13 protein-coding genes are annotated in these 15369 nt (G+C 58.3%); 11 read left to right on the forward strand and 2 right to left on the reverse strand.

Going from position 1 to position 15369, the window contains the following annotated elements:
- The 11 genes from QFX07_RS04485 to hemW all read left to right on the forward strand — a co-directional run bounded on the left by QFX07_RS04485 (position 1) and on the right by hemW (position 13209).
- Positions 1 to 1116, forward strand: a complete 1116-nt coding sequence (locus QFX07_RS04485) for a hypothetical protein (RefSeq protein ID WP_279754949.1) — start codon at positions 1 to 3, stop codon at positions 1114 to 1116.
- Between the two features lie 13 nt (positions 1117 to 1129).
- Complete coding sequence (locus QFX07_RS04490; protein ID WP_279754948.1) at positions 1130 to 2422, forward strand: hypothetical protein; 1293 nt, start codon at positions 1130 to 1132, stop codon at positions 2420 to 2422.
- Positions 2423 to 2442: 20 nt separating this feature from the next.
- Positions 2443 to 2685, forward strand: a complete 243-nt coding sequence (locus tag QFX07_RS04495) for a hypothetical protein (protein ID WP_279754947.1) — start codon at positions 2443 to 2445, stop codon at positions 2683 to 2685.
- A 153-nt stretch (positions 2686 to 2838) separates the two neighbouring features.
- Positions 2839 to 3966, forward strand: coding sequence for a collagen-like domain-containing protein (locus tag QFX07_RS04500; RefSeq protein WP_279754946.1), 1128 nt, complete (start codon positions 2839 to 2841; stop codon positions 3964 to 3966).
- Between the two features lie 56 nt (positions 3967 to 4022).
- Positions 4023 to 4397, forward strand: coding sequence for a hypothetical protein (locus QFX07_RS04505; RefSeq protein ID WP_279754945.1), 375 nt, complete (start codon positions 4023 to 4025; stop codon positions 4395 to 4397).
- Positions 4398 to 5027: 630 nt separating this feature from the next.
- Positions 5028 to 5585, forward strand: a complete 558-nt coding sequence (locus QFX07_RS04510; RefSeq protein ID WP_279754944.1) for a peptidoglycan amidohydrolase family protein — start codon at positions 5028 to 5030, stop codon at positions 5583 to 5585.
- Positions 5585 to 5845, forward strand: coding sequence for a phage holin (locus tag QFX07_RS04515; protein ID WP_279754943.1), 261 nt, complete (start codon positions 5585 to 5587; stop codon positions 5843 to 5845). Before QFX07_RS04510 ends, QFX07_RS04515 begins: the two co-directional genes overlap by 1 nt.
- Before the next feature lie 1760 nt (positions 5846 to 7605).
- Positions 7606 to 8085: a Panacea domain-containing protein gene (locus QFX07_RS04520; RefSeq protein ID WP_279754942.1), complete on the forward strand. Its 480-nt coding sequence runs from the start codon at positions 7606 to 7608 to the stop codon at positions 8083 to 8085.
- A gap of 684 nt (positions 8086 to 8769) precedes the next feature.
- A complete protein-coding gene (locus tag QFX07_RS04525) occupies positions 8770 to 9792 on the forward strand; it encodes a PAC2 family protein (RefSeq protein WP_279754941.1) in 1023 nt (340 codons plus the stop codon).
- 96 nt (positions 9793 to 9888) lie between these two features.
- Positions 9889 to 11730 carry a translation elongation factor 4 gene (lepA, locus tag QFX07_RS04530; protein ID WP_371260509.1) on the forward strand — a complete coding sequence of 614 codons (1842 nt, stop codon included), beginning with the start codon at positions 9889 to 9891 and terminating at the stop codon, positions 11728 to 11730.
- 192 nt (positions 11731 to 11922) lie between these two features.
- The gene (gene hemW / locus QFX07_RS04535; protein ID WP_279754940.1) at positions 11923 to 13209 is read left to right on the forward strand and encodes a radical SAM family heme chaperone HemW; all 1287 of its coding nucleotides are present in this window, start codon (positions 11923 to 11925) and stop codon (positions 13207 to 13209) included.
- A gap of 445 nt (positions 13210 to 13654) precedes the next feature.
- Here the strand turns inward: hemW and QFX07_RS04540 are convergent, their stop codons facing one another.
- Positions 13655 to 14074, reverse strand: a complete 420-nt coding sequence (locus QFX07_RS04540) for a DUF4870 domain-containing protein (RefSeq protein ID WP_279754939.1) — start codon at positions 14072 to 14074, stop codon at positions 13655 to 13657.
- Positions 14075 to 14336: 262 nt separating this feature from the next.
- Positions 14337 to 15206, reverse strand: coding sequence for a DUF3097 domain-containing protein (locus tag QFX07_RS04545; RefSeq protein ID WP_279754938.1), 870 nt, complete (start codon positions 15204 to 15206; stop codon positions 14337 to 14339).
- Positions 15207 to 15369: the final 163 nt, after the last annotated feature.

The following is a 15369-nucleotide window of genomic DNA, read 5'->3' on the forward strand; positions in this document are numbered from 1 at the left end:
ATGAGCAAGACGCCCCGCACCGGATACCACATCTACTGGCTAGACCCGGTATCCGGTGCCGTCGGCTCACCCGTAGAGGTAGCAGGCGGCGGCTCCTGGTCTATCACGCTCAACGACACCGAAGATTTCAGCTTCACCGTACGCAAGAGCGACCTGGCGACCGTACAGCCACGCTTCTACACGCCCCTATCCGGCGGCGCCCTGCTAACCCACACTGCGCCCGACGGCATTGAATACCCCATCTTCGCCGGTGTCCTCACTGACTGGGGTGCCGAAGAACAACACACCCTCGAACTGAAATTCTCCGGCATCCGAGAAATCTTCGAACGCCGCACCATCTGGGCAACCCTCGAATACACTGGCTCCACCCTCGGTGACATCGCCTGGGCACTCTGCGAACACGGAATGGACCGCCCCGCTGGCCGCTTACCCATCACCCACGGCACCCGAAGCACCGTCACCGGACAGCGCCAACGCACCTACGAGGCATGGAACCTCTCTAACAACTTCATCGGCAAACGCTGGAAAGAACTCTCCGAAGTCATCAACGGCCCAGACATCATGCTGCGTCCCAAATGGACAGACGACACCCACACATATATTCGGTGGGAATTTGTCCACGGCACCGAAGACTACCCATACATCGCCCAAGCCTGGACACCTGACTTCGATACCACAGCTACCGGCGGCGAGATTATCAGCGTAAAAGTCACCTCAAGCGCAAAAGATATCCTCCATCGTGTCTGGTGCACCGGGGCAGGGGAAGGCGAAGGAATCGCATTCGCCTACGCCGAAAACCCCAACGCAATTCGCGACGGGCTCCCATACATCGAAGGAGTCATAAACGACCGCGACCAAACAGATGAAACAATCCTGCGCATCAAGGCCCAAGGCGCGCTCGCGTCCCGCTCTGCAATGGTCGACCAGGTCACCCTTGATTTCCCTGCGAACTCGCAGAAGACCCCGCTTGGTTCTTTCTTCGTGGGGGACATTGCCACTGTTACGCTGCGGAACTGGCTCTCTATCCCGGACGGCACTAAGGACATGCGCATTATCAAGCTCTCCGGCAACCTGGACGCTACGGTCACCATCGATTTTCAGGAAGCCCAATGGTAGAAAGGAGACCCGCATGGTCGGATTCATTGACCAGCGACCAGACGGCAAAGACACCCTCCGACAGCTGGTAACCAAGCTGCGCACGCCCTCCTCTGTTCCTTTCGGCAATAAGGTGGCATCGGCTGGGGAGGGCGTCACCTTCGTAACCAGTGCGGGCGACTCCCTACGCTGGGACGGGGACACCCTCGCAGCGTTCGACACTCGCATGGAGAACGCGGTGAAGGTCGTGCAAGCCTCCCGCGCTAACCTGGAAGCCACCGAAACCCGCCTGGAAGAAGCCGAACGACGCATCCAGGAAGCAGAGGCAGCAGGCGCCAACGTAGATACAGAAGCTATCGCCACCAACGTACAGAAGCGCCTGGTGCAGTCGAAAACCCCATGGATTGACGGCAGGAACCTCATCGTCCCCGGTACCATCGACACCCGACAGCTCAACGTCACCGGCGAATTGGCAGCAAACATCGTGCGCTCCATGTCCGCCGAAACAAAAAAGCTTGTAGTCACTGAGGAAGCAATCCTCAACAATCTGACCGTCATCGAGAACATAGTCACCCCGGAGCTTGTTACTAAGAAGGTCAAGACCAAAGACCTTGCAGCCGAAATGGTGGCCGGTGGCCTTATACAAACATCCACCGAGGCAAACCGGGGTATCAAACTTACCAATGACGGCATTATCGCCTACAACGCCACCGGGCAGGTCACCGCCCACATTAAAGCCACCGGGTCCGACCACTATATCCGCGGCCGGTTCGGTACCGACGAACCCACCAAAGCAGGCGTGCAGATTTATACCACCGACCCGCAACCCATCACCGGGCACCGGGAATCATTCGTGGAGATGCGCCCCATGGACGATAGCGTTGGCGCGCACTATGGCGTCATGTATACCAGCACCCAGGGGGCAATCCGCCTAGTTCTACTCCGCCCCGGGCAGAAACTCGGGGAGGCACACGGCGTTACCATCGACTCCAACGGCGGCCTGAATGTCGAAGAGTCATTGCGCGTACGCCAAAACATGCGCCTAGATGGGCTCTGGTCGATGAGCAAGAACATGTGGGTCCGCTCAGTCGGACCGTACCGAATCGAGTCAGGCAAATCGGTCGAGGTAAAAATCAGCTGGGCACCTATCGGCCAGCAGCCATATCTCATCAGCCAGGCCTTCGGAGATCAGCCACTCACCACCACAATGACAGGAGTGAACCGGTCGGGTGGAATTCTCCGAATCTACAATATCGGCCGCGGCACCGCCGATGTGGTCTGGGCAGACGTAATCCTCCTGCCGTTCAACCGAGCAAGCTCACCATAAAGCGAAAGGATCACAAACCAATGAGCACTTTGACCCAAGATCAGCTCCTCGCAAAGACTATCTACCTCCAGCAGGAAAATAACCGTCTCCGCGAAGAGCTCCTGGACGCACAGGTCCGCCTCGGGCTGATTGCGCTCGCACCCACCGAGGAACCGATGAGTATCGATACAGAGCCTATCGACCCGTCCGCCCCGCAGCCGACCGCACGCGTGATGAGCGTTAACGAAGCCGCAGAGCACTTCTCTAACGGAGAGGGTGAGTGAATGGCAGACGCAATCCTCTTCGGCGATTTGTCCCCCAGAGTTACAGCTCCGGAACCTACACGGTCACATCCACCCGGTATGACCACACCCTGGCTCTGGGCACTACAAAACGCCTTCTACCCCCAGCACAAGAAAACCCCCTAAGGAGGAGACATGGCAGAGTACGCCCACATTATCGGGCGATTCAAAACCCACCAGCAGAAGTACGGCACCCAAGTGCCCGCCACCGGCACCGTGACCTTTACCCCCACGAGCTACGCCACCGACAAGGACACCGTGTATGTGCCCGGTGGCCGCACCGCGTATCTGATTGACGGCGTGATGCGTGAGGAACCGCATGGTGGCGCGGAGGGCATTCTGCTGCTTGCTCCCGGTGAAGGCATGGAGCCGTCGACCTGGGCGTATAAGGTGACCGCCTCTCTGCGTGATGAACGCCGCAACCCGGTGGCATTTCCGCCCGGATACCTTGAGATATCGGCGGGGGAGACCGTGGATTTGGCAGCCCGCGGGCTGACTCACGCCCCGACTGGTGAAGCACATTGGACAGGCATCCGTGGAGAGAACGGCGCCCCCGGTCCGCAGGGTCCTGTTGGTCCGCAGGGTCCTGCTGGTCCGCAGGGTCCTGCTGGTCCGCAGGGTGAACGTGGAGACCCGGGCCCTCAAGGGGAGCAGGGGCCGAAGGGCGATAAGGGAGAACCTGGCAGGGACGGTACAGATGGCGCCCCTGGCCGTGACGGACGGGATGGCGCCACCGGCCCACGTGGTGAGCGTGGTGAGCCTGGTCCCAAGGGGGAGCGTGGCGGACTAGACGCGGAAGCAACCGCACTTGTGCAACGCCTCGCATCAGGGGCAGCCCCGCGCGATACCGGGTGGCGGCGCGTAGCATCCCCCGCCCTCGCCGCCGGAGCTCTCTTCTTCCGTCGCATCGGAGACTGGTGCATCGTCGCCGCACGCGGCGGCAATTGGGATACCATCACTGTCCACGACCTCCCCGACATCACAAATGAAAGCTATAGGGACACGGAGGGAAAAATTCGTCTCGCCATTGTCACACCGCCCGGGTGGCAAACCAACCAACCGGTACTAGCCCCCGTGGTCGCAGACAACGGAGAATTCCGAGGCGTCCTCATCCTCCACTCGAAGAGTGACGGGAATCGGATTACCTGGCGCCGCGGAAACCTCGACCTTTCCCCCGTAAACCGCACCAACCTGCGGTGCGGGCTGCTCATCTACCCAGCCTCCGATCCGTTCCCGACCGTGCTACCAGGCACCCCAGCCTAAACACGGAGCGTCTGAACGCCAAAAAATATTCACTTCGAAGAAAGGAAGGTAACCAGATGGCTACCATCGCACAAGAACTCGCTGCCTCCCAGGACGCCGACCTGCTCAAGCGCGCCACCCAGGCCGCCCAGCGCCAGCGCATCCCCAACGCGCAGCACTCCGTGGAAGCAAACATTGGGCTACTCGTCTCCCTGCCCGCAGGGGCAGGCTCCACCCAGACCATCGCAGACGAACACGCCTACGCCGTAGCTGAGCATGCCAAGGCTGTGGCTGCACTGGATGAGGCGCAGGCCGAGCTTAACGCCAAGCGTGCTGCGCTCGCTTCCCCTGGTGCGGACCCGGCCCGCGTGACGGATGAGTACATCATGTACGCCATTGGGGTTCTCTTCAAGGCGCCCAGCGCCGAAGAACACACTACCGTGGGAGTGTAGGCGCGAGTATGTTCCCTGAGATTCCCCGCATCCTGCAGCAGAGGCGGAACGGAGGGGAGGTGTAGATGGGCTTTGGGACGTTCCCGCCGGAGCTATGGGCGCTCGCCGGAGTCGTTCTAGGCACGCTTATTCCGGCTGCCTTTGGATTCCTGAATGGGCGGATGCAGGCTAAGCACGAGTCCAATAAAACCTTGATTGAGGCTCTAGAGCGCCGAATAGGTGACCTAGAGCAACACCTGCGCGAGGAAACCGCGGCCCGCCGCTCATTGGAGGAGGAGGTGCGTACCCGTGAGAATGAAGCACACGCGACCGCCGATAAGGCGCGCTGGGTTATGAGCATCGCCATAGCTCACATTAACCGCCTGGACGCACACATCACGTCAGGGTCCCCGCCTCCTCCGCCTCCAATGCCGACTGAGGTGGAGGAATGGGTCAGCAGGGAGCTGTGGACCTCTAAACTGCCCGAGCAGGGTTCAAAATTGCCGCGCTAGACGGCATATATTTGATGGAGAGGCAGACACCCCAATCGCGGGGTATCTGCCTCTCCTTAAATAAACACTCAAAAAGATGTTCATACCCCCGTACTTGTCTGAGTGCGGGGGTTTATCTATAGGAAAGGAATGGTGTCACATGGGTGATATCAATAAGTTGATTGATTGGTTCCGGTATCGCATCAATGGCGGCGGCCATGAGGTGGGTTATTCGATGGAGCAGCGCAATGGGCCTGTGTACTACGATTGCTCTTCGAGCGTGTATTTTGCCCTGATTGAGGCGGGCTTCTTGCCTCAGGGGCACCGTATTGGTAATACGGACACTCTCTTTGGTGATTTGGAGGCGGAGGGCTGGCAGCGTATCCCCTTGGATGCGTCTGGCAGCGCTAGCGTGCCGGCGGGTAGTATCTTCATCTGGGGTAAGCGTGGCGCGTCGGGTGGCTCGTTTGGCCACACTGGTGTGTTCGAGGACAGTGCCGATACTATCCTTCATTGCAATTATGCAAATGACGGTATTAGTCGCAATGACCACGATGATTTCTGGATGCTTGCTGGTTGCCCCGAGTACGCTTTTTATGCGCCGCCCGCCCCGATGCGTGAGGAGGTTCATCAGGTGGAGTCTCGCCCTGTCAACGCGATGACTTATGATGAGCTCAAGCGCGCGGTGAAGGACGCGCTGCGTGAGGGGACCGCCTAATGCGTGGCGTCCTAGCGTGGGTGCGTGAGGTGACGGATACTCCTGCAGAGCGTCGTGCGTGGTATGCGGTGGCTATGGCTGTGCTGACTGCGTGCACGACTGCGGGTATTGTGACGGAGTCTGTGGCTGCGCAGGTTACGGGTCTTCTGGTGGCTGTGGGCTCCCTGGTGGTCGCTACGGCTCATGTGCCGCAGTCGCCGTCTGAGGCTTCTGAGGAGCCTTCTAGCACCTCTGAGCGGACGGATTTGCCGTCTGAGTAGGCGCAGGTAGGGTAATGCCCCCGGCTATGTCCCGCAAGACATAACCGGGGCATTATTTTTTATTCTGTGGGTCGGGTGCTAATCCAACTGAATAATGCACTTGCTGCACCCAGGAGCGATGCGGCGATAAATAGGTACATAGACAGCGGAGGGCTCATAAAGTCAAAGTGGGGAGTAAATGGGGACTAATCCCAGATGCACCCGCTCTCTGCCTTGAAATATCAAGGAATCCCAGCTTTTTCGTAAACAAGGCTTTCTAAAACTTGCGGGGTACCTAAGTACCTCTCTGGTTTAGGGCTGAGACCCCCTGTGTTCCCCCTCCTCTAAGGGGAATGCAGAGGGTCTCTTTTTCGTGTATACTTGGGCTCAAGGAGTTAGACGATTCCCCTGCAACCCTGAGCCTCACCTGCTGGTGCGGCAATAATGCTTGGGCGGCCGCGGCTTTATGCTTCGGTCTAGAAGACCGTCGGGGGCGTCACCGGCTAACTCCCTATAACTTTTTGTGAAAGGCATCCTGCTAAGTGGCGGGGTGCCTTTTGCTATACCCAGAAGGAATCCTAAAGATGCGGTGCATGTGTACCATGCCAACAGAACTCAGTAAGAAGCTAGACTAGAATACTCACATGGAACCTGAAAAAATTCCTCCGACGCTGAGCGACCCTATCACCTTCTGCGTAACTAAGATTACGCCGCCGGCACCAGCTAATAAGGCTGAAGCCATGAAACGCCAATGGGTTCTTGAGGAGCGCTTTAAGCGGGGGTCGCATGTCCAAATGCGCACTATCGCACGCGAGTATGATGAGCGTACCGCAGCTGGTGAGGTTCTTATCCCAGAGAGAATTCCACCGTTTCCCCCAATAAACGGAGCTTGATCAGGATAACCACATATTCTGATGTCTTATGAAACTGCCAGCATCATGCGTCCGTATCTGGAAGATGTGAAATTACTTGGGGCAAACCTCTTTGCAGGCTACGTTAGGTCCCCGCGTAATCAGTTCAGAAGCTAATTGCCTCAGCAGCATTGTTACCCTCGCAGAATGTATGCACATCTTTCAAATCGCAAAAATTAAACTATCGAGGAATCGGGGCAGAAAGGACATCATCCCACCCACTAATTCGGACCTCTAGACTTGTAGCCGTCTGATGCATAGCTTCGGCCTTATCCTTGGCCTTCTACGACCCATTGAAGTAGTAGCAAGCCAGTAATACAAAGACAAATGACGAGATAGGAAGATAGATTTTTCGTGTATACTTGGGCTCAAGGAGTTAAACGACCCCTCTGAAACCCTGAGCCTCACTTATTGGTGTGGCAATAATGCTTGGGCGGCCGCGGCTTTGTGCTTCGGTCTAGAAGACATCGGGGGCACTACCGGTTAACTCCTCATAACTTGTGTGAAAGGCATCCTGCTAAGTGGCGGGGTGCCTTTTGCTATACCTGCACGCTGTGGTTTTATGGCACAGATTTCGGGGAGGCGCCCGCCCGGTGACGAAACCGCTTGCGGGTCGCGCGGGAGCCCGTATAGTGGGAACTGTCGGCGGTATCGCACACCGCCCGCGTCTTATGCAAGGTAATAGAACCATGGGTGCCAAAGGGTAGGCGCTCGCGTGGCATGATAATGTCCTCTCTCAGAAAGTGGTTGTGTATTTGCCCACCCGTGCCGTGTCGGGCTATGGAGTGGAGATAAATCAAGGTAAAATATAGGCAAACCATCAACGCGTTAGGTAACCCTAAAGAAGCACATGAGCATAAGGAGGTAGCTTTGTCGTACCCTGCAAAAACTGTGGCAAATAGTCTGCTCAAAAAGTACTTTGAAGCAGGCGAACCCATTACAAACCTCAAGTTGCAGAAAAGCCTCTACTTCCTCGCAAGCGAATATGAGAAAGACACGGGTCGTCCTCTGCTTTATGAACCGTTTCAAGCCTGGACTTACGGACCGGTACTCATCTCTGTATACGATGAGTTCAAAGCATACAGAGGGAACCCGATTACTCAGTACGCTGTAGATCCGCTCACTGGGTCTGAAATTGTAGATGAATCTCGGGAGCCATTCTTTGCAGGTGCGCTCGCACGAGTATGGGAAGCGACCCGACACCGCACTGCTGCTGATCTGGTCAATATTAGCCATGCAGAGGATGGCCCCTGGTACAAAGCATGGATGAATGACAGCCCTGTGATTGACCCCGCAGCGGTAAAAGATGATAAGACGTACCAAAAGGCTTTGGAGCTAACTCGTGGCTAAAGAAGTAAAGCCCGCTGATGAGCACACGGCAGAAGAGGAAGATAATCGAGGTAGCGCTGTATCTTCCCCCAGCAATGTAACGGTAAAGGTTTCCGATGCATCTACTGGTGTGGATGCCGCTATCGGGTGGCTCAGAAAAGGGTCGAAAATCGCCCCGTTTTTGGACGTATACCGCCGGTACCATGAACGAACCGGCAAGATGTATATGAGTTGGGATTTAAATACTTGCAGGCGAATAGCATTGGGTCTATGCTTCGTGCTCGATATGATGGTAAAAGGGATCATTGTCTGTGTAGTTTTCTACCTCCTGTTTAGAGTGCTCCACATCGACCCATCCGGAGTGGTGCCACATATCCGTATACCTGGGGAGAACCCCTGGTTCGAGTGGCCGTCTCGGTAAATCGTGAGGTTGTAACCTGAAACCGTGGTGCGATATGGGCATCTCCCGTCGGAACGACACGGGGCACTCGGTATTACCTCTCTGAATGTTGAACAAATCGGTGAAGTTCGTAAACCCCCGGTGCGCAGTGGTTGCGCATCGGGGGTTTATTCTGTCTCCAGCACCCCGAGACTACCCGAGAAGCACCGCCCGCGCCCTAGCAATAGTGCCGTATAGACGGTACTGGGGGAGTGAGCACCGCCGATACACACCACACAACCACCGACCACGAGCTAAGGACAACGATGAGCCAGCCGAACTTCCCTCCCGCCCGACTCTTTGATGCTTTCGCCAAGCCCGCCTCCACAGAACAGCCCGCAAAGAAGGGACTGCTCGGCAAGCTAGGCCTGGGCGAATCCTCCGAAGAGGACAACTACACGACCGTCATGCTGGTCGGCTTCAACTCCGCGAAGGAACCCCCGGGCAATAGTGAGGATGCCCTCGACATTATTCACCGCGCGTTCGACCCGTGCGATGAGAGCCCCGGCTTCGACATGGACGACTTCTACGACTACGGTTCCGTCGCCCCGCAGCTGCTGAACAATGACGACTCCGAATCCACGGTTCTGGTGTGGCCCAAGGTTTTCTACAACATGGTCACCATCCCGGAGCGTCGCCTGCGCCTGCTCGTAGTGACAGGCCCCGCCCCGAGCCTGTGCCTGCAGCGGTTCATGACCCGCTTCTTCAAGTACGTGAAGAAACTCCACGTGGACCACGCGATCTTCGTTGAAACCTTTGAAGATCAGGTGGCGCACACCCGCCCGTACCCGTACACGCTGACAACTCACGACGAGAAGCTGGCGGCAATCCCGGGTATTCTGCACGAGGACTACACCGGCCCCACTTCGGCGACGATGGCGATGTCTGCACTCGCCGCCGAGCACGGTCTGTCATCCTCAGTCATGCTGCATATGAGCATCCCGGGGTACCTGAGCTTTGACCAGCAGAACCCGCGTGCGGTGGTGAGTCTGATTGAGGCGCTGGAGGTTATCCTCGGCATTAAGGTTGAGTCGGAGGAGTACGACCGCCTGCGCGCCCACGCTGATGAGTGGGAGGCTGAGCTCGCTGAAGAAATGTCGAAGGACTACGAGAAGGTTGAGCTGGTGCGTGAGATTGAGCAGAAGATGGATTCGACTCTGCGCACTGTCTCCGGTGAGGTGATTGCCGAGGATATTGAGGGCTACCTGGATTCCCTCAGCGGCGCCTCCGAGAGCGTAAATCCTGCCGATGGTGGTGCGGAATCCGCGGAGGACTCTTCGGAACGCTAGGTCCGTTCGCACATATGGCGCGGGTATGGGAAAATGATAGGTAACTATGCCCATACCCGCAGCCAGCATCTCGAAAGGATGATGTGATTGGCACCCATGTCGAAGAACCCGCCCGTTCCGGCGGCGACCGACCCCGCGATTATTCGCAACTTCTGCATTATCGCCCACATTGACCACGGTAAGTCCACCCTCGCAGACCGTATGCTGCAGGCCACCGGCGTGGTTGCCCCGCGCGATATGAAGGCGCAGTACCTGGACCGCATGGACATTGAACGTGAACGCGGTATCACCATTAAGTCTCAGGCTGTGCGCATGCCCTGGGATGTTGACGGCACCTCCTACGCGCTGAACATGATTGACACCCCCGGCCACGTGGACTTCACCTATGAGGTGTCCCGCTCCCTGGCCGCGTGTGAGGGTGCGCTTCTGCTCGTGGACGCCGCCCAGGGTATTGAGGCTCAGACCCTGGCAAACCTGTACCTGGCGATGGAGAACGACCTGACCATCATCCCGGTGCTGAACAAGATTGACCTTCCCGCAGCTCAGCCCGATAAGTACGCTGAGGAGCTGGCGAACCTGATTGGTTGCGAGCCGGATGAGGTTCTGCGCGTATCGGGTAAGACCGGTGAGGGTGTTGAGGCTCTGCTGGACCGTATTGTGGAGGCGATTCCCGCCCCGCAGGGTGACGCATCCGCCCCGGCTCGCGCCATGATTTTTGACTCGGTGTACGATTCGTACCGCGGTGTGGTCACCTATGTGCGTGTTGTGGACGGTAGCCTGCAGCCGCGTCAGAAGATTAAGATGATGTCCACCGGCGCTGAGCATGACCTGCTTGAAATCGGCGTGATTTCCCCTGAGCCTGTCCCGTCGAAGGGCCTGGGCGTGGGCGAGGTGGGTTACCTTATTACCGGTGTGAAGGACGTCCGTCAGTCCCGTGTGGGTGATACTGTCACCTCCGCCGCGAAGCCTGCGCAGGAGTCCCTGGGGGGCTACGAGGACCCCAAGCCGATGGTGTTCTCGGGCCTGTTCCCGATTGATGGTTCGGATTACCCGGCGCTGCGTGATGCGCTGGATAAGCTGAAGCTCAACGACGCCGCGTTGATTTACGAGCCGGAAACTTCTGCTGCTCTGGGCTTCGGTTTCCGCTGTGGCTTCCTGGGTCTGCTGCACCTGGAGATTGTGCGTGAGCGCCTGGAACGCGAGTTCAACCTGGACCTGATTTCGACCGCACCGAACGTTATTTACGACGTGGTGGACGAGGCTGGCAACGCTAAGCGAGTGACCAACCCGAGCGAATTCCCTGAGGGTAAGGTCGCCACCATCCGAGAGCCCATGGTGGCGTGTACGATTATTGCCCCGAGCGAGTACATTGGCGCGATTATGGAGCTGTGCCAGGCTCGCCGCGGCCAGATCGGCGGCATGGATTACCTCTCCGAGGATCGTGTGGAGATGCGTTACCGCCTGCCCCTGGCAGAGATTGTGTTCGACTTCTTCGATCAGTTGAAGTCTCGTACCCGCGGCTACGCGTCGCTGGACTGGAAGTTCGACGGTGAGGAAGAGGCCGACCTGGTGAAGGTCGACATCCTGCTGCAGGGTGAGAAGGTGGATGCGTTCAGCGCCATTACTCACCGCGATAAGGCCTACTCGTACGGCCTGATGATGACTTCTAAGCTGCGTGAGCTGATTCCTCGCCAGCAGTTTGAGGTACCGATTCAGGCGGCTATCGGTTCGCGTATTATTGCCCGCGAGAATATCCGCGCGATGCGTAAGGACGTTCTTTCTAAGTGTTACGGTGGCGATATTTCGCGTAAGCGTAAGCTGCTGGAAAAGCAGAAGGAAGGCAAGAAGCGCATGAAGATGGTCGGTCGTGTGGAGGTTCCTCAGGAAGCCTTCATTGCGGCACTGTCTTCGGGCGAGGAGAAGGAAAAGAAGAAGTAGCCTTCCGTTGCTGTAGCTTTTCCGGCTGTGTGCTGACCTGTTTGAGTGGAGAACCCGGCTGGTGCCTCGTGTACCGCCGGGTTCTCTGCACGCTGTCGTTGATATACCGTCTGTTGATGCCACCCGCGTAGCCACATGCGCGGTGCCCATATTTGATTCCCCCAACCGCCACATCTAGTCCCAGGAGGCAGAATGCCCGCCCAGCCCACCGGCGCCCCCGCACCCAGCGACGGGCGCATCCCCGCCACCAGCGCGGCAGGATGCGAAACCCGCGACTTCAGCCTCTACGTACACATCCCCTTCTGCTCCGTACGCTGCGGCTACTGCGACTTCAACACCTATGCCACCGAAGACTTCGGCGACGGCATCGGCTTGGGCACCTACGCTGACGACGCCATCGCAGAAATTCTCTTCGCCGCCCGCACCCTCGAAACCTCCGGCGTCGCAAAACGCCCCATGCACACCGTCTTCTTCGGAGGCGGCACCCCCACCAAACTGCCCGCCCGCGACCTCGTGCGCATCCTGCAGGCAGCCATCGACGTATTCGGTCTGGTTGAAGGCGCAGAAGTCACCACCGAAGCGAACCCCGACTCCGTCACCCGCGAAGACCTGCAGACCCTCAAGGACGGCGGCTTCACCCGCGTCTCCTTCGGCATGCAGTCCGTCGTACCCGAGGTGCTACAGGTGCTCGACCGCACCCACACGCCGTCGAACGTGCCGAAGGTCGTTGCCTGGGCTAAGGAGGTAGGCCTGCAGGTGTCCCTGGATCTGATTTATGGTTCGCCGGGGGAGAGCCTGCAGCAGTGGGAGCGCAGCGTTCGTGCCGCCATCTCTTACGAACCGGACCATATCTCCGCCTACTCACTGATCGTGGAGGACGGCACGAAGCTTGCCGCGCAGATTCGCCGCGGTGAATACACCATGCCCGATGAGGACCTTATGGCGGACATGTACCTGCTCGCCGAGGAGCTACTCACAGAAGCCGGCTACAACTGGTACGAGGTCTCCAACTACTCACGCAGCGAGGACACCCGCAGCGACCACAACCTCGCCTACTGGCGTAACCAGGACTGGTGGGGTATCGGCCCGGGCGCCCACTCGCACGTGAACGGTACCCGCTGGTGGAACGTGAAGCACCCGGTACCGTACGCGCAGAAGGTGCGTGCGGGGGAGTCCCCGGCGGCGGCACGTGAGGTGCTGGACACCGCTACTCGTGCTTTTGAAACGATTATGCTCATGATTCGTGTGCGTGAGGGCTTGGCGATGCGCGAGCTGATTGCCGTGCACGATGAGGCGCAGCTGGGCGCCTCCCTGCGCTGGCTGGTCTCTCAAGCTCTGATTGAGCCTGACGCTTTAACTTCTCAGGCTGAACCTGACCCTGAAGCCCACGTGCGCCTGACCCTCAAGGGCCGCCTGCTGGGGGATGCGGTTACCCGTGAGCTGCTTCCGGAAGTTAGTGAGGAGCACGAGGGATCCTAGAGGGCCTCAACGCCTCCCTGAGTTTCGGGTGGGTTCGTGATGCGCTGACATGCCGGCATCTTGCCCCGCTCCAGTTGCCCTTCCTAGGGTGGGTTTCTCAGGTTGAGCACTCCGGGCCGCCGTAATATTTCGGCAGTTTCGGGGTGTTTCTGCGGGGGTTGAAAGACTTTTAAAATTTTTTCGGTGCTTTTGGAGGAGCATCAGAGGAGTTCAGAAGGAAAACCCCCGCAGAAGAACCTTGCAAGCCCTCCACGCGCAGAACCAGCGGATACAGAACACCCGACAGCCGTATAACCTGCAGGTAGAGAATCAACGAACACTGAAGCAATAGGTAGATCCCACCGGGTAGCGCCTCCGCCAGTAGCCTTTAGAACAGTTGTACTTAAACACGAAACGCCCCGCACACAACGTGCGGGGCGTTCGTCGTAAAAGCTATTAGCGCGGTTTAGGACTCAGTAGATTCTGCGTTCTCGGTGGGGTAGAAGCGGTCCAGCAAGCGGGGGTTCACACGATAGCTGTACGGCTCACCGCGGTTCACCTCAATACCGGCGCGGACAGAAGCAACCGCCATGAACAGCCACACCAGGGTGCCCAAAACCATGGCAATGTTGCCTATGCCGGGTAGGAAGGACAGCACCCACAGCACCATCAGAGCAATGGAGGGTACGAAGGTGAAGTTCATCGCCTCGCGAGCTTCCTGCTCAGCGAAGGGTGCGTTATTGCGGCTGACGTAGAAAACCGCAGCGGAAGGGATGATGCCGAGAATACCGCCGAAATGCGCGAGAGTCGCACGGTTGCGATCCTGAATCACGCTAATCTTACGGGTTTTCTGAGGCCCGGTTGCCGGGCGAACATCGTTAGTCACGAAAATCCTGGTTCGATAGAAGTTTCTTGTGGTGATCACCTAAGCTGGTGGAAATACCCTCCGAAGAGGTAAGTCGTTTGAGCGATGGTGACCCAGAGTGTAGTGACGTTGCGGCAAACCCCGCAGGGGCAATGCCACACGCTCAACCATTGTACCGCTTTAGCGGGCAAAACCCACAGGATAATGCCCTCGAGGGAAAGGTTCTGAGCAAATTCACATCTGCGCCCGCAGACGAGGGCGCAATAACGGGTTTTCGGTGCGGTTAGGCACCCGGTTCGGTCAGAAAATCGATGAGCGATTCGACCGGGCCAAGCAGCGTCGAATCCAGGTCAGCGTAGGAGTCAACGCGGGAGAGGATGTACTTCCACGCTTGCGCCACATCCGCCTGCGTTTCGTGCGGCTGACCCAGACGACGCAGCGTGCCCTTCTTGAAGTCCTCACCGCGCGGCACCTGCGGCCACGTCTTCAAACCCAGCGCTGAGGGCTTGACTGCCTGCCAAATATCGATGAACGGGTGGCCCACGATTTTCACGTGCCTGGCGGCACCCGGCACAGCCAATGCCTCCGCGACAATACGCTGCTCCTTCGTGCCCTCAATCAGGTGGTCGACCAGAATACCCAGGCGGCGGCCTGGGCCCGGCCCAAACTCGCGTATAGCACCGGCAAGATCATCCACGCCGTGTAGCGGCTCCACGACAACGCCCTCAACGCGCAGATCGTGGCCCCAGACCTTCTCCACAAGCTCGGCGTCGTGCAGACCCTCAACCCAGATGCGGGAGGCACGCGCCACCCGAGCCGGGGCATTCTTCACCGCAATAGAACCGGAGCGAGAAATCGTGCGCTTCGGCTCCTTCGCAGCTACCGGGGCGACAATCTCAACGGGCTCACCATCGATCAGGTAGCCAGGACCCAGCGGGAAGTTCTTCACACGGCCCTTCGCGTCCTCGAGTCCGAAGAAGAGAGCACCGCCGATGCGTTCAGCCTTCACGACCTCACCCACCCAGCCGTTAATATCCTCAATGAGTAGGCCGCGCTGCAGCGGTACTTTACGCGGGGCCGGCGCCTGGCGGCTCATGCGGGCAGTATTTAGATCCTGGGCACCCCAGCCGTAGGGGGAGTGGTGGGTACTCAACGTATTCTCCTTTGGGGCGGTAGGGGTAACAGGGGCTGCAGAGCCAGTAGGGCGGTGACAGCGCCGGAACAACGTGATAGAACTATGAGACGGAACCTGCAGGGGAACTCAAACGGGGTTCTGGGTGCACCGCAGATTAAGCGGATAGCGGGAGCGACCCCCA

Origin of the sequence: Rothia similimucilaginosa, assembly GCF_029850985.2 — a bacterium.
Taxonomy (GTDB): Bacteria; Actinomycetota; Actinomycetes; order Actinomycetales; family Micrococcaceae; genus Rothia.